This window comes from Nocardia sp. NPDC101769 (assembly GCF_044766925.1).
GTDB lineage: Bacteria > Actinomycetota > Actinomycetes > Mycobacteriales > Mycobacteriaceae > Nocardia.
Genome location: NZ_JBIWMX010000003.1, coordinates 529,699 through 553,936, shown reverse-complemented (window position 1 = coordinate 553,936; position 24,238 = coordinate 529,699). Strand labels below are relative to the sequence as shown.

Below are 24,238 nucleotides of genomic sequence, written 5' to 3'. Positions count from 1 at the left end.
ATGCGAGTCGACGGGCGGGAAATTCCCGTCTCCGGCAGCCTGCTGCAGCCGCGGATCCGCCGGACCAGTGACATTCTGCGTGTTGTGCTGTCCGCGCTGTCGGTGGCCATTGTCATCGCCGGATCGCTGATCACCAGGCCGCAGTGGGAGGCGTTGGAGCGCTCGGTCTCCGGCATCGTGGGGTTCCTGACACCGGAACAGTCGAACCTGGTCTACATCGTCTACGGAATCGCCATTCTCGCGCTGCCCTTCGCCATTCTGGTGCGGCTGGTGCTGCGCGGGCAGTGGAAGCTGCTGGCGGGCTTCATCTCCGCGGGCCTGATCGCGCTGGGCCTGTTCTCCATCACCGGCGCCGGCTTCTCCGCGCCGCGCTGGCATCTGTCGGAACCGGGACAGGTCAACACCTTCCTGTCGCAGTTCCTCGACGATCCGCGCTGGATCGCCATGCTGGCGGCGACGCTCACGGTGGCCAGCCCCTGGCTGCCGGCGCGGGCGCGACGCTGGTGGTGGACGCTGCTGCTGGCCTTCGTGCCGATCCACCTGTTCGTCTCACTGGTGGTGCCCGCCCGGGCCGCGCTGGGCCTGGTGGTGGGCTGGCTGGTGGGTGCGGTGATCGTGCTGGTGGTCGGCACGCCCGCGCTCGAGGTGCCCCTCGGCGCGGCGGTGCGGGTGCTGGCCCAGCGCGGCTTCCGGGTGACCGCCTTCAAGGTGCTGCGCCCGGCCGCCCGTGGGCCACTGGTGCTTTCGGCGAGCACGGTGCCACAGCCGGAACTGGGCGCCTCACCCAACGGCACGTCCGCCGCGGCGGAGTCCGGTGAATCCCGTTCGCCGGACAATGAATTGATCATCGAGATGTACGGCGCGAACCAGCGCAGCCGCGGCATGCTGCAGCAACTCAAGCGCTGGCTCACGATTCGCAGCGGCGAGTACCCGGCGCCGTTCGCCTCCATGCGCCGCGCGGTCGAGCATCGCGCCCTGATGGGTTTCGCCATCGCCGACCTGGGCCTGGCCAGCAACAAACCGCTCACCGTTGCGGCGCTGGACCGCGGCTGGATGGTGTACGCGCACACCGTGCCCCAGGGCCGGCCGCTGGCCGCCGCCGACGGGGAGCCGACGCTGACCCGGGTGTGGCAGGCGCTGCACAGCATGCACCAGGCCCAGATCTCACACGGCGAACTCCACGCCGAGGAGATCCGGGTCCTCGACGACGGCACCGTGCTGTTCGGCGGGTTCGTGCATTCCGAATTCGGTGCGTACCAGGTGCGTTTCGACTCCGACGTGGCCCAGCTGCTGCTGTCCTCCGCGGACCTGTTCGGTGTCGGCCCGGCCGTGCGCACCGCGCTCGAAGTACTGGACAAGCAGGCGGTGCTGGACGCCTCGGCCCGCCTCACCAAGACCGCGGTGCCCACCCACGTCCGCAAGGCGGTGCCGGACGCGGGCGAGTTGATGAAGAACATCCGTGCGGAGGTGGCCGCGCAAACCGGGCAGGACAAGATCGAGGCCGCGCAGATCACCCGCTTCTCGCGCAACCAGATCATCCAGCTGGTGCTGCTCATCGGCCTGGTGTACGTGGCCTACCCGTACATCAGCGCGGTGCCCACCTTCGCCTCGGAGCTGCGCAACCTGAACTGGGGCTGGGCGCTGCTCGGGCTGACCGTGTCCGCCCTGACCTATGTGGGTGCGGCAATGGCGTTGTGGGCGTGCGCCTCCGAGGCCGTCAGGTTCGGCAACCTGCTGCTCATGCAGATCGCCAACACCTTCGCCGCGACCACCACCCCGGCCGGCGTCGGCGGTCTGGCGCTGAGTGTGCGGTTCCTGCAGAAGGGCGGCCTGGGCGCGGTGCGGGCCACCGCGGTGGTCGCCCTGCAGCAGACGGTGCAGGTGGTGACCCACCTGGTGCTGCTGCTGATCTTCGGCGCGCTGGCCGGAACCTCCACGAACCTGTCGCATTTCGTGCCCAGCGCCACCGTGCTGTACCTGGTGGCGGGCGCCCTGCTGGGCCTGCTGGGCGTGACCATGTTCGTCCCCAAGGTCCGCAAGTGGCTGCTCAACGAGGTGCGCCCGCAGCTGGCGGAGGTGGTGGGCCAGCTGAAGGATCTGGCCCGGCGGCCCGGCCGGCTGGCCATGATCGTGGGCGGCTGCGCCACCACCACACTGGGCATGGCGCTGGCGCTGTGGGCGAGCATCGAAGCCTTCGGCGGCAGTACGACTTTCGTGACCGTCACCATCGTCACCATGATCGGCGGCACCCTGGCCTCGGCCGCCCCGACCCCCGGCGGTGTGGGCGCGGTGGAGGCCGCCCTCATCGGTGGTCTGGCCGCCTTCGGTGTCTCGGCGGGGATCGCGGTCCCCGCCGTCCTGCTCTACCGGGTGCTGACCTGCTGGCTGCCGGTGTTCTGCGGCTGGCCCATCATGCGCTGGCTCACTGCCAACGACATGATCTGAAACTGTCGCGGGTTACGCCGAATACGCTTTGCGCAGTTCGACCTTCACGACCTTGCCGCTGGCATTGCGGGGCAGCTCGGGCACGACCACCAGGTGCTCAGGATGTTTGTAGCGGGCCAGCGACTCGTTCAGGAACGGTTCCAGCTCTTCGAGGGTCAGGTCGTCGACACCGTCGATGAGCGCGACCACCGCGACCGGCACCTCGCCCCACTTCTCGTGCGCGCGACCCACGACGGCGGCCTCATGGATCTTGGGGTGTGCGAAGAGCACGTTCTCGATCTCGGCGCAGTAGATGTTCTCGCCGCCGGAGATGAGCATGTCCTTCTTGCGGTCCACCACGTAGATGAAGCCCTCCTCGTCCTGGCGGACCAGGTCGCCGGAGTGGAACCAGCCGCCGTGGAAGGCCTCCGCGGTGGCCTCGGGCTTGTTCCAGTACCCCTGCATGAGAGTCGGTCCGCGATAGACGATCTCGCCGACCGTACCGGGCGCGACATCGTTCATCTCGTCGTCGACCACGCGGGCCTGGATGGTGGGGATCGGCAGGCCGACCGAGCCGATCTTGCGCAGCGCGTCCTTGCCCTCGAGCACGCAGGTGATGGGTGACATCTCGGTCTGGCCGAAGACCGCCACATTGAAGGCGTTCGGGAAGCAGTCGGCCATGGCGCGCAGCACCGTGTCCGAGGCGGGGGCCGCACCCCAGCACAACGCCTGCAGTGCGAGCTTGCGCTGCTTGACCGTCGGCTCCTCGCAGATGAGCTGCCACTGCACCGGCACGCAGAAGGCGGCGGTGGCCTGCTCGGCCTCGACGGCGTCGAGGAATTCAGTGGCGTCGAACGCGCCCAGCGGGTGCAGCACGGTCTTGCCGCCGAGCATGAAATACGGGGTGAGCGAGCCCAATCCGGCGATGTGGAACAGCGGTGAGCTACAGAAGCCGATGGAGTCCGGGGTGATCTCCATGGCCCGGATACAGGTCAGCGCCTGCGCGTTCATGTTCGCGTGGGTGAGCACCGCGCCCTTGGGGCTGCCGGTGGTGCCCGAGGTGTACATGATCAGGCAGGGGGTTTCTTCCGGAATGTCCAGTGGCGCATGCGGTTCGCCCGGCTCGGCCAGGAAGTCGTCGTAGCCGATGACGCCCGCACCGGTCTGCCCGTTGATGACCACGACCGTGGACAGGTCCGGGGCCTGCCCGGCGACGCCGACAGCCAGCGGCTGCAGCGCCGAGTCGGTGACGATGGCCTTGGCCCCGGAGTCGGCCACGATGTAGGCGACCTCGGGCGGGGTGAGCCGGAAGTTCACCGGCACCGCGACGGCCCCGAGCGCATTGATGCCCATGACGGCCTCGATGTACTCGGTGTAGTTCAGCGCCAGAATGAGCACACGATCGCCGAACCCGACCCCTCGACGGGACAGCGCGTCGGCGAACTGCTCCGACCGCTCGTGCAGCTGCTTCCAGGTGGTGTCCACACCCTTGAACTTGAAGGCGACCTGACCTGGCCGCATGGCCGCGTGAGTCGCGACCTGGTTCACCCAGTGGTTGCGACGCGACCGGATCGGCTCGTCTAGCGGCTGGAAGGTCATGCGGTGTCCTTTCACGCTGATCAACAGCGAGAATATCGCTTAACTTTCTGACGTGACAAGGGTTACAGAGAAGGTTTCACCGAAAAGTTCTCACAGCTTCATTCAGCAGTTCAGAGCATGTATTGGGGCCTAGTAGACAGACATAACCATGAGCAGCCACCTCCGCGTTCACTGGTCACGGCCCTGGTCAGGTGCAAACTTCGACTCACATCAGGGTTGTCGCTCCATATGCAACTATGCGAGTATCGGGGCAGTTTGCGAGAGGCAGGGAGAGGACAGCGCCCATGGCACTGAAGACCAGATTCACCGAGACCTTCGGGGTCGAGCACCCCATCGTGCAGGGCGGCATGATGTGGGTCGGCCGCGCCGAACTGGCCGCCGCCGTCTCCGAGGCGGGCGGTCTCGGCATCATCACCGCGCTCACCCAGCCCACCCCCGACGATCTGCGCCGCGAGATCGACCGCGCGCGTGAGCTCACCGACAAGCCGTTCGGCGTGAACGTCACCATCCTGCCGTCGATCAACCCGCCGCCGTACCAGGAGTACGTCCAGGCGATCATCGAGTCCGGCGTGAAGATCGTGGAGACCGCCGGGTCCAATCCTGAGCCCTTCCTGCCGTACTACAAGGAAGCCGGCATCAAGGTGCTGCACAAGTGCACCAGCGTGCGGCACGCGCTCAAGGCGCAGAAGATCGGCGTGGACGGTGTGTCCATCGACGGCTTCGAATGCGCCGGGCACCCGGGCGAGGACGATGTGCCGGGCCTGATCCTGATTCCGGCCGCCACCCGGGCCCTCGACATCCCGGTCATCGCCTCCGGCGGTATCGCCGACGCCCGCGGCCTGGTCGCGGCGCTGGCGCTGGGCGCGGACGGCGTGAACATGGGCACCCGCTTCATGTGCACCCAGGAGTCGGCGATCCACCAGACGGTCAAGGAGCAGATCGTCTCCAACTCGGAGCGGGCCACCCAGCTCATCTTCCGCACCATGCACAACACCGCCCGCGTGGCGGACAACGAGATCAGCCGCAAGGTCGTCGAGATCGAGAAGGCCGGCGGCAAGTTCGAGGACGTCAGGGATCTGGTGGCGGGCGCGCGCGGCCGCCGGGTGTTCGAGGAGGGCGACCTGGACGCCGGTATCTGGTCGGCCGGTCAGGTGCAGGGCCTCATCGACGACATTCCGACCTGCGGTGAGCTGGTCTCCCGGATGGTCACCGAGGCGGAGGCGCTGGTCCAGCAGCGGCTCGCGGGCATGATCGGATAATTCCGGCGAAAGTCCGTACGTCCCAGACAATTACGACAGAGCCCTTGGCATTTCCTGCCAAGGGCTCTGGCCATTCCGGCTATCGGCGGCTGCTCGATCCGTCATGCTTCGAGGACACGACGGATGCGGCGGAGGTGCCCGAAATGGCCATCACTCGAATCTATCTCGACGACGACGCGCTGCGCCGGACCATGGCCATCTCGGGTGTGAACACCGAACAGGACGCGGTGAACCTAGCACTCCGGTTCTTCAGTTCCCATGCCACCGCCGAGGATTTCGACCATCCCCTTCAGGGACGGACGGCCACGGCCTCGTAATCATGCGGAACGATGACCCCGATGCCCTCGGGGAGGTCGGGTAGGCGCTGACCTGCACGGCGCCGGGTGACGAATTCGCCTGCGCGAAAGTTCTTCTGGCCACGGCGAAATCTTGGCAGAATTACCCGTGGTACCTCGACGGCCGACAGCGCGCGGACACGGGAGGGCATTCCTGTGCGGCAGAGTACGAGAGCATCAACAGATCCCACCCCCTTCCCCCGGGTGTCGATCGTCGGTGTCGGCTGCCGGTCGACGGGTCTGGAGTTCGATCACGAGTGGTTCGGCATCGATCGCCTCGAAGCCGCCGGGCTCACCCCGCGCCAGCGCACCAACCTCGAGGTCGCCGTGGAAGCACTGGACGACTCCGGATTGGGCTGCCTGGCGCCGGCGTCCAATGCGGCGGTGGTCTTCGGCGCGGTCGGCGGCACCAATAGCGCCCACCACCTTTCGCGTGCCCTGGACCTGCGCGGTCCCAGCCTCACCGTGGACAGCCGGCGCGCCTCACCGCTGGTCGCCGTGGACATGGGCGTACGGCTGCTGGCCGACGAAGCCGTGCCCTTCGTCATCGCGGGCGGCGTGGATCTTGCTCTGCTACCGGACATTTCGGACCTCAGAATACCGGTGCCCAGGAACCTCGGCAGCGGAGTCGCCACCGGAGCGGGCGGCGGCAATGGCATCTGCACCGTCCTGGTGCTGCAGCGCACGACCGACGCGCTACGGAGCCGGACCCGCCGCTACGCCGACATCGGCGGGCCCGCCATCGGCTTTCCCGAGGCGGACAGCCCCGACGCGCACATCGCCCTGGACGACCCCGCGCGCCCGGGTGGGCCCCCGGCCCTCGACCGCGGCGACGAACCCCCGGTACTGCTCCCCCTCACCGGACGCGACCCGGCCGCCATCCACGCCCTCGCGCTGCGCTGGGCCGTCGCGATCGGCTCCTATCGCTCACTGCGCGAATTCGCCTCCGCCACTGCCCGGCTCATACCCGAACCCACCCGCGCCGCGGTCCTCGCCCGCGATACCGCCGACGCCGCGGCCCAGTTGCGCACCCTGGCCCGCCGCATCGCCATCACACCTGTGAGCGCGCACACCACGGGAACGGTGACGGCCGTACCCCTCCCACGCGCGACCACCGGCATCTTCGACCCGGTCCGCACCGATCATGACGGCGGCACGCTCTTCCTCTTCCCCGGAACCGGCGGCCACCCGCGCATGGGACGCGCGCTCGCGGCCCGGTACCCGGTCTTCGCGGCGGCGTTGACCGCGGCCGTGGACGCCGTGGCAGCGGCCGGCGGCCCACGAGTCTGGACGCCGCGCAATGGATTCCACCGAACGACCCCTGCGACCAGGCCGAGTGCGGGGCCACCCGAGGCGGGATGCGGTCGCGCACCGTCCGCCGGCTCGGCAGTCCCCGCCTCCGGCCGGCTCGTCGAGGCGCCGCGGCGAGGCGGCGACCACGGGCCCGATCATGCCCGCGAATTCGGCTGCGAGAGCGACACATCGGGCGAATCCGGCGCGGGCGACATCGTATTCGAGCACTCGGCACTGTTCGCCTTTCAGGTCGCACTGGCCGAGTTGCTCGAGTCGGTGGGGCTGCACGCGGATGCGGTGGCCGGGCACGGCGTCGGTGAGGTCGCCGCCGCGGTCGCGTGCGGTGCGTTGTCGCTGGACGACGGGGCACGGGTGGTGGTGGCGCGGGCGCGGCTGCTCGAGCGGGCGGGCGAGGGTGCGGCCGCGGCCGTTCTCGAGGCGACTCTCGCAGAGGTGACCCGGCTGGTCGAGCCCATGCGCGCCGATGTCGCCGTCGCCACCGTGGACGGTCCGACCGCCATCACCGTGGCGGGCGAGCCCCGCTATATCGACGCCCTCGTGCGGCGGGCCCATCGCCGCGCCATCTTCGCCCAGCGCCTCCCGGCCGACGCAATGCCCGCCGCCGCGCACCTGCCGGCGATCCGCGACCGTGCCGCCGAATTGCACGATGAACTCACCGATCTCGCCGCGCTTCCGCCGCAGCTGCCGTTCTACTCGACCACCCGACCCCGCCCGATGCCGCTATTGCCGGACACCCGGGCCCCCGAGGACGAGACCACCCGCACCACGGCGCCGCCCGCCACGGACGACCTGCGCACCGACGCCGCCTACTGGGCCGCCAACGCATGGCATCCCGTCCACTTGGCCGCGGCGTTGGAATCAGCTGCCGCCGACGGGATTTCGAGGATCCTCGAGATCGGCCCGCAGCCGGTGCCGACCACGGGATGGCGTGAGCGCACCCCGTACCCGGAGGGGGCGCAGGCCGTGCTGGCTCGCGACGGCGAGGCGGAGAGTTTTCTGCACACCGTCGCGCGGGGGTATCTGGACGGGCGCGCCGTGGATTGGACGGCCCTCGGCTCGCTCACAGCCCCTCCACCGCAACGGCAATGGCGCAGATCGGATTCCGGTGTGCGGCGCCGGTGGGGGGACGACGGCTTCGGCGCGGCATACCCGGTTGGGCCGCCACCGGCACCGGCCTTTCCGGCCGTCGAGATCCGGCCGGACGGAACCTATGTGGTCGCGGGCGGGCTGGGCCCGCAGGGTGAGGTCGCGGTGCGGTGGTTGCTGGAGGCGGGGGCGCGGGACGTGGTGGTGCTGACCCGCACGCCGCGGCCGCTGCCGCCGGGGTTGACGGGTATGGAGGAGCGGATCGTGGTGATGCGGTGCGACTGCGCCGATCGCACCGATCTGGCGACGGCGCTGCAGGACATTCGCGAGTGCGGTTCGGCGGTCCGGGGCGTGGTGCACGCGTCGGGGGAGACGCGGCTGGTGGCGGCGGCGAATCTACTGGAGTTGACGACGGCGGATGCCACCGATTTCACCGTGCTGCTGACCTGTGTGCCCAGTGCGGCCGAGCCGGGTGCGGTGCGGAAACTGGCGGCGGCGCAGGTGGATCGGCGGGTCATCTGCGTGGAGTGGGAGGTCGGCCCCGCGGCCTGACAGCCGGGCAAAACGGTCAATTGGGGCAGAATCCGCGTGTCCGTATGCGACCGGTCAGTCGCACAGGAATGATGGCTCCATGGCAGACCCCGAGATCACGGTCAAGTGGAAGAAGGAGCCGGACGAGCACGACTACCCGGCCGCTACGGACTACCTCGACATGCTGGCGGAGCCGGACATCGTCGACAAGGTCGTCCAGAAGCTGCGCGACGCTCCCGTGGTGCACAAGAAGGCCAAGGACCTGCTGCGCGCCTCGCAGCTCGAGATCCTGCCGACCTTCAACCCCTATGTCCGCCGCGACCTCGCCAAGATCATGGCAGGCCAGGCGCTCTCGCCGATCCTGGTGGTGCGCGGGGACTTTCGCAAGGCCGTGCCCATGCAGATCGTGGACGGCTACCACCGGGTCTGCGCCATCTACTACACCGACGAGAACATCGCGATCCCGGTGAAGATCGCCTCCCTGCCCTGACCGCGTGAATACCGAGACGATGCCGTGACCTTCCAGACCCTCACCCTCATCACCCTACTCGGCCTGGCCGGGCCCTGGCTGGCCTGGCGGCAGTCCTGGCACCTGCCGGTCATCCTGGGTGAACTGCTGGCCGGAATCGTCTTCGGCACCACTGGCTTCGGCCTGCTGCACCCCGAGGACCCGACCTTCGCCTTCATCGCCGACGTCGGATTCGCGGTGGTCATGTTCGTGGCCGGCACCCACGTGCCGGTGCGGGACGCGGCCATTCGCTCGGCGCTGGGGCGCGGCGCGCTGCGCGCGGTGCTGGTGGGCATGCTCTCGGTGATCGCCGGGCAGGGCATCGCGGCCTGGTTCGACACCGGGCACGGACTGCTCTACGCCGTACTGCTCGCCTCCTCCTCGGCGGCCATCGTGCTGCCCATCATCGACTCCCAGCGGCTGAGCGGAAAACCCGTGCTGGAGTTGACCGCTCAGGTCGCCATCGCCGACGCCGCCGCGGTGGTGGCGCTGCCGCTGGTGATCGATCCGCACAATGCGAGCCGGGCCGCGCTCGGGGCGCTGCTGGTGGCCGGGGCGGCGGCGGTCGCGTACTTCTTCCTGCGCTGGCTCGAGGACTCCGGCATCCGGCACCGGTTGCACAAGATCTCCGAGGACCGGCAGTTCGCGCTCGAACTGCGGGTCAGCCTTGCCCTGCTGTTCGCCCTCGGCGCGCTCGCCACCCGCAGCCACGTCTCGATCATGCTGGCGGGCTTCGCACTCGGCCTGGTGGTGGCCGCCATCGGGGAACCGCGCCGAGTCGCCAAGCAGCTCTTCGCCATCAGCGACGGCTTCCTCGCACCACTGTTCTTCGTCTGGCTCGGTGCGCGGCTGAACCTGCGCGAATTCGGCGACCACCCGCACCTGATCCTGCTGGGTCTGGCGCTCGGCGCGGGCGCGGTGCTGGCCCACGCGTTCATGCGGCTCCTGGGTCAGCCGATTCCGCTCGGGGCCATCGCTTCCGCGCAGATCGGCGTGCCGGTCGCGGCGGTCACGGTCGGCACCCAGCTGCACGTGCTGAAGCCGGGCGAACCGGCCGCGCTCATGCTCGGCGCGCTGGTCACCATTGCCGGAGCCGCCTGGGGCGCGCGGGCGGCGGCCACGGGCACGCCGGGCGATGCCGCAATATCCCAACGAGACAACTGATTTCGTGAGTCGAGGGTAACTCGTCGGGCACGTCCAAAATCGGGTTGGCACCCAACCTTCGGCACGGGTGCAAGGCTGTCGACGGCCCCTAGCCGTCCGCTGAAGTCCCGGGGAGGCGGGGGAGGTCGCGCCCCAGCAACCGGTCCGTCTCGCGCCGCTCGCGCTTGGTCGGGCGGCCGGCGCCGCGATCACGGTGCGGCACGAGGGCGGTCAGCTGCGGGTCGGGCGGGGGCGGGCTCTTGTCGATCATGCACTGCACGGCCACGGCCGCGCCGACCCGCTTGGTGATGAGCTGCTCGACGATGACGATGCGTTCGGAACCATTGACGCGGACGCGGATCTCGTCACCGGGCTTCAGATGGTGCGCGGGTTTGACCGATACGCCATTGACCCGCACATGCCCGGACCGGCAGGCCGCGGCGGCTGCGGAGCGGGTCTTGAAAATGCGGACGGCCCAGGTCCAAGAATCAACTCGGGCCTGAGCCGTGGTGCTCAGTGGAGCAGAGGTCACACGTTGACGATACTGCGTCAGGCGTTGACGATGCGGCGCGCGGTGACGACCTGGCTCGCATGCAGGTTGGTGTAGGAGACCGGGGTGCCGGTCTGCACGGCGTTCAGCAGCTTGCCGTCGCCGGCGTAGATGCCGACGTGGCCGCCACCGTTGGTGATGACGATGTCGCCGGGCTGCAGGTCCTCGAAGGCGACCGGGGCACCGACGTTGGACTGCTCGAAGCTGGTGCGGGGCAGCTCGACTCCGGCCTGCTTGTAGGCCCACTGCACGAGACCGGAGCAGTCGAAGCTGTAGGGACCGGTCGCGCCCCAGGAGTACTGGGCGCCGACCTTGGTCTCGGCGGCGTGCAGCGCGACGTCACCGATGGAGCTGGGCTTGTTGAAGATGCTGGGCAGCTGGAACTGCGGAGCCGGGGGGACCGCCGGGGTGCCGACCTGAGCGCCGCCGCCCAGTCCGCCCGGGGTCTGCAGCGCCGTCTCGGCATCCTTGACCGTCTGATTGAACTGCTGCACCTGGGGCGCGAAATCGTCCGGCACATCAAAGTTTCCGATGCCCGGGATCTCGACGGTGGCGGCCGTGGCGGTGATCGCCGGGAACGCGCCAGTAGTCGTCGCGGCCATCGCACCCATCACGATGGCACCCTTCACGGAATTCGGAAGCCGAGATTCCCGCTGCAAGCTGTGCTTACCCACTGAGCCGCATCTCCGATCTTGCTGCTGTAACGTCGCGGGCTGCCTCTCCGATGAAGCAACAGACTCCGCTAAGTCACGAGAAGATTACGACTAGGCCGTCCCGTTGTCCACCCGACGCGAGAAACGTGTCGCATCTTTATGAAAACGCCCCGCTGAACCCGCAATTCGGTGTATAGGGCCGTGGATCACGAGACGATATAGGTGGTCGATCCGACCGTTATCAACCCTTCGCCGCGATCGCCCGTTCCAGCTCGGCAATCCGCCGGCGAGCGTCCGCGAGCTCGACTTCCAACTGCCCCAGCGCCATCACCAGCGGACCCACCGCGAGATCGGCCACCAGTTGCGGATCGTCGTACCCGCGCTCGATGGCCACCAGGATGTTGTTGCGGATGCGCGCGGCCACGATCGCCTCGGCGGGCACGTTCCAGGATTCGACCACCTCCGCGACGGTGGGCGTGGGTACGGCTTCTTCCGACATGAACCCTCCTGCGCTGGATCCCAACGAATCAGGCATAAGGGTAGAGACTCCCGGGGACACCGCGGAGTCGCTGTATCGACTTCTATTGATCGCGGATCGGCCGGGCCGGTATGCCGGTCGATAGCTGTCTCTAGTGTCCTCGATAGATGCCCGGATAATCCGCGATGACCGCGCTACGGTTGGGCCGCATGGACCCCGTCAGGAATCCCTACGCGCCCGGCGCGGGGCAGCGACCGCCCGAGCTCGCGGGCCGGGACCGGCAGCTAGACGCCTTCGACATCGTGCTGGAGCGGGTGGCACGCGGACGGCCGGAGCGCAGCGTCATGCTCACCGGTTTGCGCGGTGTCGGAAAGACGGTGCTGCTCAACCAGCTTCGCTCGGCCGCCCGCTCACGCGGCTGGGGCACCGGGAAGCTGGAGGCCCGCCCCGATCAGGAACTGCGGCGACCGCTGGCCTCGGCGCTGCACATGGCGGTGCGTTCGCTCGCTGTGACACACCGCAATACGGAGCAGGTGGACGATTTCCTGGGGATTCTCAAGGCTTTCGCACTGCGCTCCACCGACGGCAAGGGCATGCGGGAACGCTGGAACCCGGGCATCGACGTGCCCGCGGTGACCGGACGGGCCGACTCCGGCGATATCGAGATCGATCTGGTGGAGCTGCTCATGGAGGCGGCGGCACTGGTGCGCGATCTGGGCATCGGCATCGCGGTGTTCATCGACGAGATGCAGGATCTCGGGGCGGCCGACATCTCGGCCATCTGCGGGGCCTGCCACGAATTGAGCCAGGACGCCGCGCCTTTGATCGTGGTCGGGGCGGGTCTGCCGCATCTGCCCGCGGTGCTGACCGCGTCCAAGAGCTACTCCGAGCGCCTGTTCTCCTACCACCGCATCGATCGGCTGGATCGGGAGTCGGCCGACCAGGCGCTCATCGCGCCGGCCGAGCGGGAGAGCGTGAAGTACTCCGAGGAGGCGCTGGACGCGCTGTACGAGAAGGCCGACGGGTACCCGTATTTCGTGCAGGCGTACGGCAAGGCCGCCTGGGACGCGGCGGCGCAGAGCCCGATCTCGGCCGAGGATGTGGCGGTGGCGGCGCCCGCAGCCGAAGAAGAGCTGGCGGTCGGTTTCTTTGGCTCCCGCTACGAGCGAGCGACGCCGGCCGAGCGCGAATACATGCGCGCCATGGCCGACCTGTCCGGCGACGACGGGCCGGTGGCCACCGCCGCGGTGGCGCACGAGCTGGGACGCAAACCCGCCTCGTTGTCCCCGGCGCGCGACGGCTTGATCAAGAAGGGTCTGATCTACTCGGCCGAGCGCGGAACCATCGGTTTCACGGTCCCGCATTTCGGCCGATACCTGCGCGGCGTTCAATAACTAAAGATTAGCCAGCTGATCAAGATCATCTCATGACAAGGCCTTTTGATCTTTGCCAGCCCCTACCGGCGGGTAACAAAGACTCCTACACTCGAATGTGATTCTCATCACGGTCGAGGAGGACATCATGGCGACTGCCGCCAAAGTCGACGCCACCGAAGAACAAGCCCGGGCACTGGTCGAGGAATCCCGCGAAACCACCTGGGCCAAGCCGTCGTTCGCCAAGGAGATGTTCCTCGGCCGGTTCCGGCTCGACCTCATCCACCCATTCCCGCGCCCCGACGCCGCGGACACCGCCAAGACCGAGGCGTACCTGACCCGGCTGCGGGCCCTCTGCGAGACCATCGACGGCCAGCGCATCGAGGCCGAGGGCCGCATCCCCGACGAATACGTGCGCGGGCTGGCCGAGCTCGGCTGCTTCGGCCTCAAGATTCCAGAGGAGTACGGCGGGGTCGGGCTGTCGCAGGTGGGCTACAACAAGTCCCTCATGCTGGTCGGCTCCGCCCACGCCAGCCTCGGCGTGCTGCTGTCGGCGCACCAGTCCATCGGCGTGCCCGAGCCGCTCAAGCTGGCCGGCACCCCGGAACAGAAGCGAGAGTTCCTGCCGCGCTGCGCCAAGGGCGCGGTGAGCGCGTTCCTGCTCACCGAACCCGATGTGGGCTCCGACCCGGCACGCATGGCCTCCACCGCGACCCCGACCGCGGACGGGGAGGCCTACGAGATCAGCGGCGTGAAGCTGTGGACCACCAATGGCGTTGTCGCCGAACTGCTCGTGGTGATGGCGCGGGTGCCCAAGGGCGAGGGCCATCGCGGCGGGATCTCCGCGTTCATCGTGGAGGCCGACAGCCCCGGCATCACGGTGGAGCGGCGCAATACGTTCATGGGCCTGCGCGGCATCGAGAACGGTGTCACCCGGATGGACAAGGTACGCGTACCCAAGCGGAATCTGGTGGGCCGCGAGGGCGACGGGCTCAAGATCGCGCTCACCACCCTCAACGCCGGTCGCCTCGCCATCCCGGCCATGTGCACGGCCGCGGCCAAGTGGTCGCTCAAGATCGCTCGGGAATGGTCGGCCACCCGCGTGCAGTGGGGCCGCCCGGTCGGCGAGCACGGCGCGGTCGGCGCGAAGCTCTCCTACATCGCCGCAACGACTTTCGCGCTGGAATCGGTGCTCGATCTGTCGGGCACCATGTGCGACGAGAACCGCAACGACATTCGCATCGAGGCCGCGCTGGCAAAGTTGTGGGCCTCGGAGATGGCGTGCCGGATCGCCGACGAACTGGTGCAGATCCGCGGCGGCCGCGGCTACGAGACCGCGGCCTCGCTGCGAGCCCGCGGCGAAAGAGCCGTCGGCGCCGAGCAACTGGTGCGCGATCTGCGCATCAACCGCATCTTCGAGGGTTCCAGCGAGATCATGCGGCTGCTCATCGCCCGCGAGATGGCCGATGCCCACATGGCCGCCGCCGGGGCGCTGGTGGATCGCAATGCCGAGCTCAAGGACAAGGCCAAGGCGGCGGTCGGGGCGAGCGGCTTCTATGCCAAATGGTTCCCGCAGCTGACCGTCGGCGCCGGCACCGCACCGGTCGGCTTCGGTGAATTCGGCCCGCTGGCCCGGCATATGCGCTTCGTCGAGCGGATGTCGCGCAAGCAGGCCCGCGCCCTCATGTACGGCATGGCGCGCTGGCAGGCCAAGCTCGAGTACAAGCAGGGCTTCCTCGGCCGCATCGTCGACATCGGCGCGGAACTGTTCGCCATGGCCGCGGCCTGCGTGCGCGCCCAGTCCCTGCGGGTCGACGGCAATCCCGACGGCGTGGCCGCCGAGGAACTCGCCGACGTCTTCTGCCGCCAGGCGCGCCTGCGGGTCGAGAAGCTCTTCGACGACCTCTGGTCCAACACCGACGACGCCGACACCGACCTCACCCGCGGCATCCTCGACGGGCGCTACTGCTGGCTCGAGGGCGGCGCACTGGATCCGAGCGAGGGCACCGGCCCGTGGATCGCCGAATGGCAGTTCGGGCCGTCGGTGGAACAGAACCTGCTGCGGCCGTTCCTCCCGTCCACGAAGACGGGGGCGGCCACGTAGCCAAGCTCCGCATAGAAATCTGCCGCTCTCTAGTCGTATTGCTAGAGAGCGGCAGATTGTCCTGACGCGGGACCACCGGGCTACCAAGCCTTTCCGGCCTGCTGACGCGCGGTGGCATCGAGCCGGTTGAACAGGTTGGTCACCGCGATCATCATGACGATCCCGGCCAGCTGCTTCTCGTCGAAGAACTGGGCGGCCGCCTCCCACACCTCGACGTTCACCGCGTCGGCCCGGTCGGCCAGCCGGGTCGCCGCCTCCGCCGGCGCCAACGCGGCCCGCTCCTCCTCGCTGTAGTACGGGGTGTCGCACCACGCCGCGACCAGCCCGATCCACCCGGCGGACTCGCCGAGCTCGCTCAGCTGCTCGATTCCGAAGTCCACGCAGGGCGAGCAGCCGTTGATCTGGCCGGCCCGCAGGTGCACCAGTTCCAGGATCGCGGGCGACACTCCGCCGTTGCAGACCGGCTTGTACAGCTGCTGGATCGCGGCGGTGGCGTCGAGCGCGGCGGCGGGGTTGGTCATCCGACCGTTCATTGTCCTTCTCCCTCAACGAGATTCGTGATCGGCGACCGCTCTGGGGCCGCTCGGTCCGTCATCTCCGCGACCGGCGGGAGCGCCGGAATGTGACGACACGGCATATGGCGCCGGCCATTCCCGGTGCGATACGCATCTACTTTTGTCTAGATAATTCACTAGATATAAGAAGAAATTGCGGACGACGGCCGGGCGTACAGGGATTTCTACACGGGTCCAGCAATGTGGCGAGTCCCCGACAGATCCACCGACAGCCGTGCATAGATCAGCGGAGTCAGTTGGACAACTTGTCCATAACACCTGGTGTGGGGGGCTAACGACGGGGCTATTCCTACCGACGACCGGGCAAGAGGGCGCACTCTTCAGGAGGACGTCATGTCCACCATCGACACCCGTGCCGCCGATTTCGACGGCCGCCACATCACCGTGTCGGCCGATGACGGCGTGCCACTCGCGGTGCGTGAATTCGGCACCACCGACGCCCCGGTCACCGTCGTGTTCGTGCACGGCCACTGCCTGCGCGCAGAGTCGTGGGCGTTCATGCGCGGGCACCTGATGCAGACCTGGGGCGACGACACCCACATGGTGTTCTACGACCATCGCGGACACGGGGATTCCGGGGATGCCGACCCCGCCACCTACACCATCGAGCAGCTGGCCCGGGATCTGGACGCGGTGCTGCGGGTCGTGGTGCCGACCGGACCCGTTGTCCTGGTGGGTCATTCGATGGGCGCCATGACCGTGCTGGCCTACGCCCGGCTGTATCCGGAGATGATCGGGACCCGGGTGGTGGGCGTCGGCCTGCTCTCCAGCGCCGCCAACGGGGTGACCCGGGTCGGGCTGGGGCGGCTGCTGAGCGCACCGGCGGTGAACTCGCTGCGGGTGGCGGTGCGGCGCGCGCCGCGGGCCATGCAGGCCTCGAAACATCTGAGCCGCCGCATCTTCGAGCCCATCATGCGGGACGCCACCCTGGGCACCCGCAAGGTGAGCCCGCGCATGCTGGCGGTGGCGACGGCCATGCTCAACGACACCTCGCTGCTGACCATGGCCAGCTTCCTGGAGTCGCTGATCCGCTTCGACGAGACCGCGACCCTGCACCGGCTGGGCTCGATTCCGGTGCTGGTGCTGGCCGGGTCCGCGGACATCATGATCCCGTTCGCGCACTCGGTGGTGCTGGCTTCCCAGGTCGACGATGCCGAGCTGGTGCGACTGGACGGCGCCGGGCACAGCGTGATCCTGGAGCGGGCCGAGGAGGTGGCCGCCGCGGTGGTGGCGCTGGTGGCCCGGGCGACCGCGGCGGCGCGCGGCGCGGACCCGGACTGCGGTCCCGACTGCGGACCGGAATACGCCATCGCGGGGTAGCCGGAAGATCATCCGCAGCGGGCGGATTCAACGATCTGAAACGTCCGCCGCCCCAATTTCGGACCTGATGACAGGCCCTCTAGCTGCGAATATCCTTTGCCGACGAGACGAATCCCGCACGATCACGTACTGTGTTGTAGATCACGATGTGTGGTCTGTCACACGGCTCGAGGAGGGTTTCGATGACACGCAGCGAGATTGCGGAACTCCGCTACGCGGTCGGCCAGCTCCGGCAGTGCGTCACCGCACTGCGTTCGCACTACGGAGACGCGGGCACCGTCCGCCGGCTGGAGAACGATCTGGAAAGGCTCGTCATCGACACCGACGAGTTCGAACAGGCGCCGCCGCCGGAAGCGCCGCGGGCCAAGCAGGAGACGATCTACGTCCCCGACGCCAAGCACGATGAGGCGGCCTGGATGGGCGCGCAGGACGAGGGCCTGGGCTTCCACTCCCGCCCCCGCACCAAGTAGCTAATCCTTCGTTTCGAACAGCGGCAGGGCCGCCTCGACAATGGCGTCGGGGCTCGGCAATTCGACGAGCGCGTCGGGTGGGCTCAGCTGCCGCTGTAGAGCGCGCTGATGAGCCGCGCCGACCAGCAGCAGCGCTGCGGTGCGCAGATCCGCGGCCTCGACGCCCCGGGCCGACAGGTAGGCGACCACGGCGTCCACCGCGCGGTGCGGGCCCAAGTCGAGATCGCGGCTGCGTTCCCGGTAGACCGCGCCCAGCTCGGCATCCGATTGCACCGCCGCCATCACCGGCAGGGCGGAGACGAAGAATTCCTCCAGGGTCGCGAGCAGCGACCGCAGCGCCGTGCGCAGATCCGCCGCGGGCGCGTCGGCGAGCAGGTCCTTGAGCGGCCGCAGCTGATGCTGGATCACGGCCTGTAGCAGGCCCATTCGATCGCCGAAGTGGTAGAAGATGCTGGATTCGGCGACTCCGGCCCGTGCCGCGATCTCCTTGGTGGACAGCCGGGCGAGGCCGGATTCCGCGAGTACCTGTTGAGCATTGGCGATCACGGCCTCGCGCACACCGGTACTGGGCCGCCCTCGGGAACGGGTCCCCACATCGCCTCCTGTCACGTTTCGACTGTCGTTTTCCAGCTCGACCCTTGCAGTATGCCCCATCTGGTCGTATTTTCTGAGTAGTCACTCAGTAAATATGGAACCGGAGGACGCACCGATGTCCCAGCCAGTAACGACAACCCCGAACCCGGCCGCCACCCGTAAGCAGGAGCGGCTCGACGCCGTCATGCGCCGGCTCCTGCGCTCACCGCTGCACCGGGTGGTCAGCGGCAAACTGCTCATCGTCACCGTGGTCGGCCGCAAGAGCGGGCGGGTGTACGAGAACCCCGTCGCCTACGCAGAACACGACGGCACGCTGCTGATCGGCACCACGGCCAAGTGGCGGCATAATCTGCGGCCCGGCGAACCGGTGCGAATCGGCCTGCGGCGCCGGGAGATCGACGCCGATTGGGAGGTCGTCACCGACGTGGACGCGGCGGCCGAGCCGTATCGGATCATCCTCGAGCAGAACCCGACCCAGGGGAAATACGCGGGCATCAGCCTGAATTCGGACGGCAGCGTCAACCGCGAGGAGCTGGCAGCGGCCTTTGCCCGGGGCGCGGCGGTCGTCCGGCTCCGCCCGCGTGACTAGTCCTCAGTGGCGGTGCCGGCCCCGTCCGGAGCGCCGGCCGCCGACGCCGCGGAAGCGGGCGCCGCGCGGGGCCTGCGAAACCGGTTCCAGATCGGGGGATTCGAAGATCGTGGCCAGGGCGCGGCCGGGGCCCGCGGGGGTCACGGCCAGGCCGAGACCGCCGTCGCGGCGGGCCAGTTCGTGCAGCATGGTGGTGACCATGCGCAGACCCGCCGCGCCGCCCGGATCACCGAGGGCGATCGCGCCGCCGTGCACATTCAGGCGCTCCGCGGCGTCGTCCTCGAGGCCGAGGGTGCGGGCCAGCGCCAGCACCTCGACGGCGGAGGTCTCCTCCACCTCCAGCAGCGCCAGGTCCGACAGCTCGAAACCGGCGCGCCACAGTGCCTTCGCGACCGCGGAGGTGGCGGCGGGCACCGGGACGCCGAGGGGAGCGGTGGTGCTGACCCAGCCGAGCAGGTAGCCCATCGGCTCCAGGCCGAGATCCACCAGCCGATCCTCGGCCACCACCAGGCAGGCCGCGGCGGCCAGGCCGCGGCTGCTGCTGTTTCCGGCCGTGGTCACGCCGTCGGGCCGGAAGGGGGACAGGGCCGCGAAGGCGCGGTGTGAGACATCGTCGCGCAACCCCTCGTCGCGGTCGACCAGGCGCACCACCTCGGAATTCGGATCGTCGGGACGCGCGCACACCACGACGGGCGCGGTCTCCGCGCCGAACACCCCCTGGCGATGGGCGCGGGCGGCACGACGGTGGCTGACCGCGGCGAAGTCGTCGGCCGCGGCCCGGCTCAGGTCGTGGTCACGGGCCAGTTGTTCGGTGCCGTCCGAATCCGCTTGTCCGCGTGCGGATTCGGCGGACCAGATGGCGATCTGCTGGTCGGTGGTGGGTCCGGCGTCGGCCGCGGTGCGGGCACGGACGCCGACCAGCGGCGGGACGCTGGCGGATTGCGCGTCGAATCCCCCTGCGGCGCTGTGGCATTCGGCGCCCACCGCCAGCACCACATCGACCGCGCCGGTGCGCACCATCATGGCGGCGGTGATCAGGGCGCGCAGTCCGCTGCCGGGACCCTCACCCAGGGCGAAGTCACCCAGCTCCGGCGGCAGTCCGCACAGCGGCAGGGCCGAGCGGATGGCCTCGGCATCGGGGACGGCGGTGACCAGCTGTTCGACCCGCGCGGGATCGATGCCCGAGCGGCCGAGCACCGCCGAGATGACAGTGCCGACCAACCGGTTCGGCGGCACCGCGGCGAGTGCTCCGCCGGGCAGCCCCACGGGCGTGCGCATCGGCATGACGATGGCGGCGCGTCTCATTACCGGCTCCCTTCGAACCCTCAACAGACCGACAGGCCACCGCACCGTTGTTGCTGTCATATGACGAGCGGTCACCGCCTCGGACGAGCCGCCCGACCTGCGCGCGGGCCGGAATCCGAAACACTCTGACAGCCCGGTGAGTTCGCGAGATTGCCGTTTGTTCACCAAGCAAACGAATTACTGACGGCCACAGGAAATGTGGCGCAAATCACGGGATCCCGAAATAGCTGTTGCGAGCTCGAGTGATAGCGCCCCTGTCGTAAGGTGCTCACCATCACATTCGATGCCGGAGGTAACGATGACGTTCCACGGGGTAGAGCAGCGAGGCATCCAGCAGTGAGCGCCGCACCAGTCAAGGCTTCTGAATCGAGCACAACCGGGGTTTTCAGTAGGGGACGGGCCGCCATTTCGGCACGCACGCTCCGCACCGACCGGTGGTGGGTGCCGCCGGCCGCGACGGTGCTGGGGCTCGCGGCCTTCGTCATCTACGCGACCATCAGATCCTTTGTGCGCAGCGCGTATTGGGTGCCGGACTTCCACTATCTGACACCGTTCTATTCGCCCTGCCTGAGCGCTTCGTGCGTCGAGGGCTCCAGCCATTTCGGCACGCCGGTCGGCCACCTGCCCATGTGGATTCCGCTGGGCTTCCTGGTGCTGCCGTTCCTGCTGCTGTTCCGGCTCACCTGCTACTACTACCGCAAGGCCTACTACCGGTCGGTGTGGATGTCGCCGCCCGCCTGCGCGGTGGCCGAGCCGCATGCGAAATACTCGGGGGAGACACGGCTTCCGCTGATCATCCAGAACGCGCACCGCTACTTCTTCTACGTCGCGATCATCATCTCGGTGATCAACACCTATGACGCGGTGATCTCCTTCCATGCCAAGGGCGGCGGCTTCGGCATCGGCCTGGGGACGCTGATCATCACCGGCAACGCGCTGCTGCTGTGGGCGTACACGCTGTCGTGCCACTCCTGCCGTCACATCGCGGGCGGCCGGCTCAAGCACTTCTCGCAGCACCCTGTGCGCTACCGCTTCTGGACCGTGGTGTCGAAGCTGAACACCCGGCACATGCAGCTGGCCTGGACCACGCTGGGCACGCTGGTCCTCACCGATTTCTACGTCATGCTGGTGGCGAGCGGAACCATCTCCGATCCTCGCCTCATCGGCTGACAGTCCTCTATTCCTCTGTCTCCCAGGAGTATTCGGTTCCATGCCTGAAGTCGAGCGGCACAAGTACGACGTCGTCGTGATCGGTGCCGGCGGTGCCGGCCTGCGTGCGGTCATCGAGGCCCGTGAGCACGGGCTGTCCGTGGCGGTGGTCTGCAAGTCCCTGTTCGGCAAGGCGCACACCGTCATGGCCGAGGGTGGCTGCGCGGCCGCAATGGGCAATGCCAATGAGAAGGACAACTGGCAGACCCATTTCAAGGACACCATGCGCGGGGGGAAGTTCCTCAACAACTGGCGCATGGCCGAGCTGCACGCCCAGGAGGCCCCCGACCGGGTGTGGGAGCTGGAAACCTATGGGGCGCTGTTCGATCGGACCAAGGACGGCCGGATCAGCCAGCGCAACTTCGGCGGCCACACCTATCCGCGACTGGCACACGTCGGCGACCGCACCGGACTCGAGATCATCCGCACCATGCAGCAGAAGATCGTCTCGCTGCAGCAGGAGGACTTCGCACAGACCGGTGACTACGAGGCGCGCATCAAGATCTTCGCCGAGTGCACCATCACCGAACTGCTCAAGGACGGCGACCGGGTCGCCGGGGCCTTCGGGTACTGGCGGGAGTCCGGGCGCTTCATTCTGTTCGAGACGCCCGCGGTGGTCATCGCCACCGGTGGTGTCGGCAAGTCGTACAAGGTGACCTCGAACTCCTGGGAGTACACCGGCGACGGGCACGCGCTCGCCCTGCGGGCCGGGGCGTCGCTGATCAATATGGAGTTCCTGCAGTTCCATCCGACCGGCATGGTCTGGCCGCCGTCGGTGAAGGGCATCCTGGTCACCGAGGGTGTGCGCGGTGACGGCGGGGTGCTCAAGAACTCCGACGGCAAGCGGTTCATGTTCGATTACATCCCGCCGGTGTTCAAGGGCCAGTATGCCGAATCCATCGAAGAGGCGGACCAGTGGCTGAAGGACAACGATTCCGCCCGGCGCACACCGGATCTGCTGCCCCGTGACGAGGTCGCGCGGGCCATCAACGAGGAGGTGAAGGCCGGGCGCGGCACCCCGCACGGCGGCGTCTACCTGGATATCGCCTCCCGCCTGCCCGCCGACCAGATCGTCAAGCGGCTGCCGTCCATGCACCACCAGTTCAAAGAGCTGGCGGATGTGGACATTACGAAGGAGCCGATGGAGGTCGGGCCGACCTGCCACTACGTGATGGGTGGCATCGAGGTCGATCCGGACACCCAGGCGGCCACGGTGCCCGGTCTGTTCGCGGCCGGTGAATGCGCCGGCGGCCTGCACGGCTCCAACCGGCTGGGCGGCAACTCGCTGTCGGACCTGCTGGTCTTCGGCCGACGTGCCGGACTGGGCGCGGCGACCTATGTCGAGCAGCTGGCCGCGCGGCCCAAGATCTCCGACACCGATATCGCCGCGGCCGCGAAATCGGCTGTGACGCCGTTCGATCCGCCCGCCGAGGGCGGCCCGGGCGAGAACCCGTACACGCTGCACATGGACCTGCAGCAGACCATGAACGATCTGGTCGGCATCATCCGCAAGGAACACGAGCTGAAGCAGGCCGTCGAGCATCTCTCCGAGCTGCGCGACCGCTACGACCACGTCACCGTGGAGGGCCACCGGCAGTTCAATCCGGGCTGGCATCTGGCCCTGGACATGCGCAACATGCTGCTCATCAGTGAGTGCGTCGCCCAGGCCGCGCTGCTGCGCACCGAGAGCCGCGGCGGCCACACCCGCGACGACCACCCGGGCATGGATCCGGTGTGGCGCAACAAGCTGCTGGTCTGCACCGTCGACCCGGACGAGGTCGGCTTCTCGGTGCCGTCGGTGACCGTCACGCCCGAGGCTCAGGTGCCCATGCGCACGGACCTGCTCCGGTTGTTCGACCTGGCGGAGCTCGAAAAGTATTACACCCCCGCCGATCTCGCAGAGTTGCGGGACGACGCCGGAAAGGCGGAATAGCCATGGGTTACGAGGCGAAGTTCAAGGTGTGGCGCGGTGACACCGAGGGCGGCGGCCTGCAGGACTTCACCGTGGAGGTGAACGAGGGCGAGGTGGTGCTCGACATCATCCACCGGCTGCAGGCCACCCAGGCGCCGGACCTGGCGGTGCGCTGGAACTGCAAGGCGGGCAAGTGCGGTTCGTGCTCGGCCGAGGTGAACGGGCGGCCGCGGCTGCTGTGCATGACCCGCATGTCGACGTTCACCCAGGAAGAAGTGGTGACGGTGACGCCCATGCGCACCTTCCCGGTTATTCGCGACCTGGTCACGGATGTGTCGTTCAACTACCAGAAGGCACGCGAAGTACCGTCTTTCACGCCGCCGGTGGATCTGAAACCCGGCGAGTACCGGATGCAGCAGACCGATGTGGAACGGTCGCAGGAATTCCGCAAGTGCATCGAATGCTTCCTGTGCCAGAACACCTGTCACGTGGTGCGTGATCACGAGGACAACAAGCACGCATTCTCCGGTCCGCGATACCTGATGCGTATTGCCGAACTCGAAATGCACCCACTGGATGTCGCCGACCGTCGCGAACTGGCGCAGGAGGACGCGGGACTGGGCTTCTGCAACATCACCAAGTGCTGCACAGAGGTTTGCCCGGAGCACATCAAGATCACTGATAACGCACTGATCCCCCTCAAGGAACGCGTTGTGGACAGGCAGTACGACCCGATCGTCTGGTTGGGCAACAAGCTCTTCCGGCGCTGACGGTACCCGCAGAAATCTTGCACCGTGGCCCCGCGCTCCAGCGCGGGCCACGGGATTTACCGAGACGGTTATTGATCACGAAACGGCTGCCGTTTGACAACGGAAGTATGTTTGCGACGGCTAAGCATGGGTATCCA

Annotated in this window: 21 protein-coding genes; 14 read left to right on the top strand and 7 right to left on the bottom strand. The window is 68.2% G+C overall.

Annotation, left to right across the window (positions count from 1 at the left end; translation table 11 throughout):
- Complete coding sequence (locus tag ACIRRA_RS08320) at positions 1–2,445, top strand: YbhN family protein (protein ID WP_402764742.1); 2,445 nt, start codon at positions 1–3, stop codon at positions 2,443–2,445.
- A 12-nt stretch (positions 2,446–2,457) separates the two neighbouring features.
- Here ACIRRA_RS08320 and fadD5 read toward each other — a convergent pair whose 3' ends face one another.
- Positions 2,458–4,023 (bottom strand): fatty-acid--CoA ligase FadD5, encoded by a 1,566-nt coding sequence (fadD5, locus tag ACIRRA_RS08315; RefSeq protein WP_402764739.1) that lies wholly within the window; start codon positions 4,021–4,023, stop codon positions 2,458–2,460.
- 284 nt (positions 4,024–4,307) lie between these two features.
- On the opposite strand from fadD5, the gene ACIRRA_RS08310 reads away from it, so the two are divergent.
- From ACIRRA_RS08310 to ACIRRA_RS08290, 5 genes are all read left to right on the top strand, one after another.
- Positions 4,308–5,282, top strand: coding sequence for an NAD(P)H-dependent flavin oxidoreductase (locus ACIRRA_RS08310; RefSeq protein WP_402764737.1), 975 nt, complete (start codon positions 4,308–4,310; stop codon positions 5,280–5,282).
- Positions 5,283–5,425: 143 nt separating this feature from the next.
- Positions 5,426–5,599: a type II toxin-antitoxin system VapB family antitoxin gene (locus tag ACIRRA_RS08305; RefSeq protein WP_402764734.1), complete on the top strand. Its 174-nt coding sequence runs from the start codon at positions 5,426–5,428 to the stop codon at positions 5,597–5,599.
- 222 nt (positions 5,600–5,821) lie between these two features.
- Positions 5,822–8,569 carry an acyltransferase domain-containing protein gene (locus ACIRRA_RS08300; RefSeq protein ID WP_402764731.1) on the top strand — a complete coding sequence of 916 codons (2,748 nt, stop codon included), beginning with the start codon at positions 5,822–5,824 and terminating at the stop codon, positions 8,567–8,569.
- A 79-nt stretch (positions 8,570–8,648) separates the two neighbouring features.
- Positions 8,649–9,038, top strand: coding sequence for a hypothetical protein (locus ACIRRA_RS08295; RefSeq protein ID WP_402764730.1), 390 nt, complete (start codon positions 8,649–8,651; stop codon positions 9,036–9,038).
- 24 nt (positions 9,039–9,062) lie between these two features.
- Positions 9,063–10,220: a cation:proton antiporter gene (locus ACIRRA_RS08290; protein WP_402764727.1), complete on the top strand. Its 1,158-nt coding sequence runs from the start codon at positions 9,063–9,065 to the stop codon at positions 10,218–10,220.
- Positions 10,221–10,308: 88 nt separating this feature from the next.
- Here ACIRRA_RS08290 and ACIRRA_RS08285 read toward each other — a convergent pair whose 3' ends face one another.
- The 3 genes from ACIRRA_RS08285 to ACIRRA_RS08275 all read right to left on the bottom strand — a co-directional run bounded on the left by ACIRRA_RS08285 (position 10,309) and on the right by ACIRRA_RS08275 (position 11,901).
- Positions 10,309–10,731, bottom strand: coding sequence for an RNA-binding S4 domain-containing protein (locus ACIRRA_RS08285; RefSeq protein WP_402764724.1), 423 nt, complete (start codon positions 10,729–10,731; stop codon positions 10,309–10,311).
- Positions 10,732–10,748: 17 nt separating this feature from the next.
- Entirely contained in the window at positions 10,749–11,360 is a 612-nt protein-coding gene (locus ACIRRA_RS08280; RefSeq protein ID WP_356996307.1) for an NlpC/P60 family protein, read from the bottom strand.
- A 283-nt stretch (positions 11,361–11,643) separates the two neighbouring features.
- On the bottom strand, positions 11,644–11,901 hold the full coding sequence (locus ACIRRA_RS08275; RefSeq protein ID WP_356996042.1) for a hypothetical protein: 258 nt from the start codon (positions 11,899–11,901) through the stop codon (positions 11,644–11,646).
- Positions 11,902–12,089: 188 nt separating this feature from the next.
- On the opposite strand from ACIRRA_RS08275, the gene ACIRRA_RS08270 reads away from it, so the two are divergent.
- The gene (locus ACIRRA_RS08270; RefSeq protein WP_402764721.1) at positions 12,090–13,274 is read left to right on the top strand and encodes an AAA family ATPase; all 1,185 of its coding nucleotides are present in this window, start codon (positions 12,090–12,092) and stop codon (positions 13,272–13,274) included.
- 127 nt (positions 13,275–13,401) lie between these two features.
- Positions 13,402–15,357 (top strand): acyl-CoA dehydrogenase family protein, encoded by a 1,956-nt coding sequence (locus tag ACIRRA_RS08265; protein WP_402764873.1) that lies wholly within the window; start codon positions 13,402–13,404, stop codon positions 15,355–15,357.
- An 80-nt stretch (positions 15,358–15,437) separates the two neighbouring features.
- On the opposite strand, the gene ACIRRA_RS08260 is transcribed toward ACIRRA_RS08265, so the two are convergent.
- Entirely contained in the window at positions 15,438–15,890 is a 453-nt protein-coding gene (locus tag ACIRRA_RS08260) for a carboxymuconolactone decarboxylase family protein (protein ID WP_402764718.1), read from the bottom strand.
- Positions 15,891–16,265: 375 nt separating this feature from the next.
- Between ACIRRA_RS08260 and ACIRRA_RS08255 the strand changes: the two genes are divergently transcribed.
- Together ACIRRA_RS08255 and ACIRRA_RS08250 are read left to right on the top strand one after the other, a co-directional pair.
- Positions 16,266–17,252, top strand: coding sequence for an alpha/beta fold hydrolase (locus ACIRRA_RS08255; protein WP_402764715.1), 987 nt, complete (start codon positions 16,266–16,268; stop codon positions 17,250–17,252).
- A gap of 182 nt (positions 17,253–17,434) precedes the next feature.
- Entirely contained in the window at positions 17,435–17,722 is a 288-nt protein-coding gene (locus ACIRRA_RS08250) for a hypothetical protein (protein WP_356996046.1), read from the top strand.
- Here the strand turns inward: ACIRRA_RS08250 and ACIRRA_RS08245 are convergent, their stop codons facing one another.
- On the bottom strand, positions 17,723–18,316 hold the full coding sequence (locus tag ACIRRA_RS08245) for a TetR/AcrR family transcriptional regulator (RefSeq protein ID WP_402764713.1): 594 nt from the start codon (positions 18,314–18,316) through the stop codon (positions 17,723–17,725).
- A 115-nt stretch (positions 18,317–18,431) separates the two neighbouring features.
- On the opposite strand from ACIRRA_RS08245, the gene ACIRRA_RS08240 reads away from it, so the two are divergent.
- Positions 18,432–18,905 carry a nitroreductase/quinone reductase family protein gene (locus tag ACIRRA_RS08240; protein ID WP_402764710.1) on the top strand — a complete coding sequence of 158 codons (474 nt, stop codon included), beginning with the start codon at positions 18,432–18,434 and terminating at the stop codon, positions 18,903–18,905.
- A gap of 3 nt (positions 18,906–18,908) precedes the next feature.
- On the opposite strand, the gene ACIRRA_RS08235 is transcribed toward ACIRRA_RS08240, so the two are convergent.
- Positions 18,909–20,210 carry an acetyl-CoA acetyltransferase gene (locus ACIRRA_RS08235; protein WP_402764708.1) on the bottom strand — a complete coding sequence of 434 codons (1,302 nt, stop codon included), beginning with the start codon at positions 20,208–20,210 and terminating at the stop codon, positions 18,909–18,911.
- Between the two features lie 336 nt (positions 20,211–20,546).
- Between ACIRRA_RS08235 and ACIRRA_RS08230 the strand changes: the two genes are divergently transcribed.
- Genes ACIRRA_RS08230 through ACIRRA_RS08220 form a run of 3 tightly spaced genes read left to right on the top strand, consistent with a single transcriptional unit; the run spans position 20,547 to position 24,101 of the window.
- The gene (locus ACIRRA_RS08230) at positions 20,547–21,380 is read left to right on the top strand and encodes a hypothetical protein (RefSeq protein WP_379400718.1); all 834 of its coding nucleotides are present in this window, start codon (positions 20,547–20,549) and stop codon (positions 21,378–21,380) included.
- A 40-nt stretch (positions 21,381–21,420) separates the two neighbouring features.
- On the top strand, positions 21,421–23,352 hold the full coding sequence (locus tag ACIRRA_RS08225; protein ID WP_402764705.1) for a fumarate reductase/succinate dehydrogenase flavoprotein subunit: 1,932 nt from the start codon (positions 21,421–21,423) through the stop codon (positions 23,350–23,352).
- Between the two features lie 2 nt (positions 23,353–23,354).
- A complete protein-coding gene (locus ACIRRA_RS08220; RefSeq protein WP_379384410.1) occupies positions 23,355–24,101 on the top strand; it encodes a succinate dehydrogenase/fumarate reductase iron-sulfur subunit in 747 nt (248 codons plus the stop codon).
- Positions 24,102–24,238: the final 137 nt, after the last annotated feature.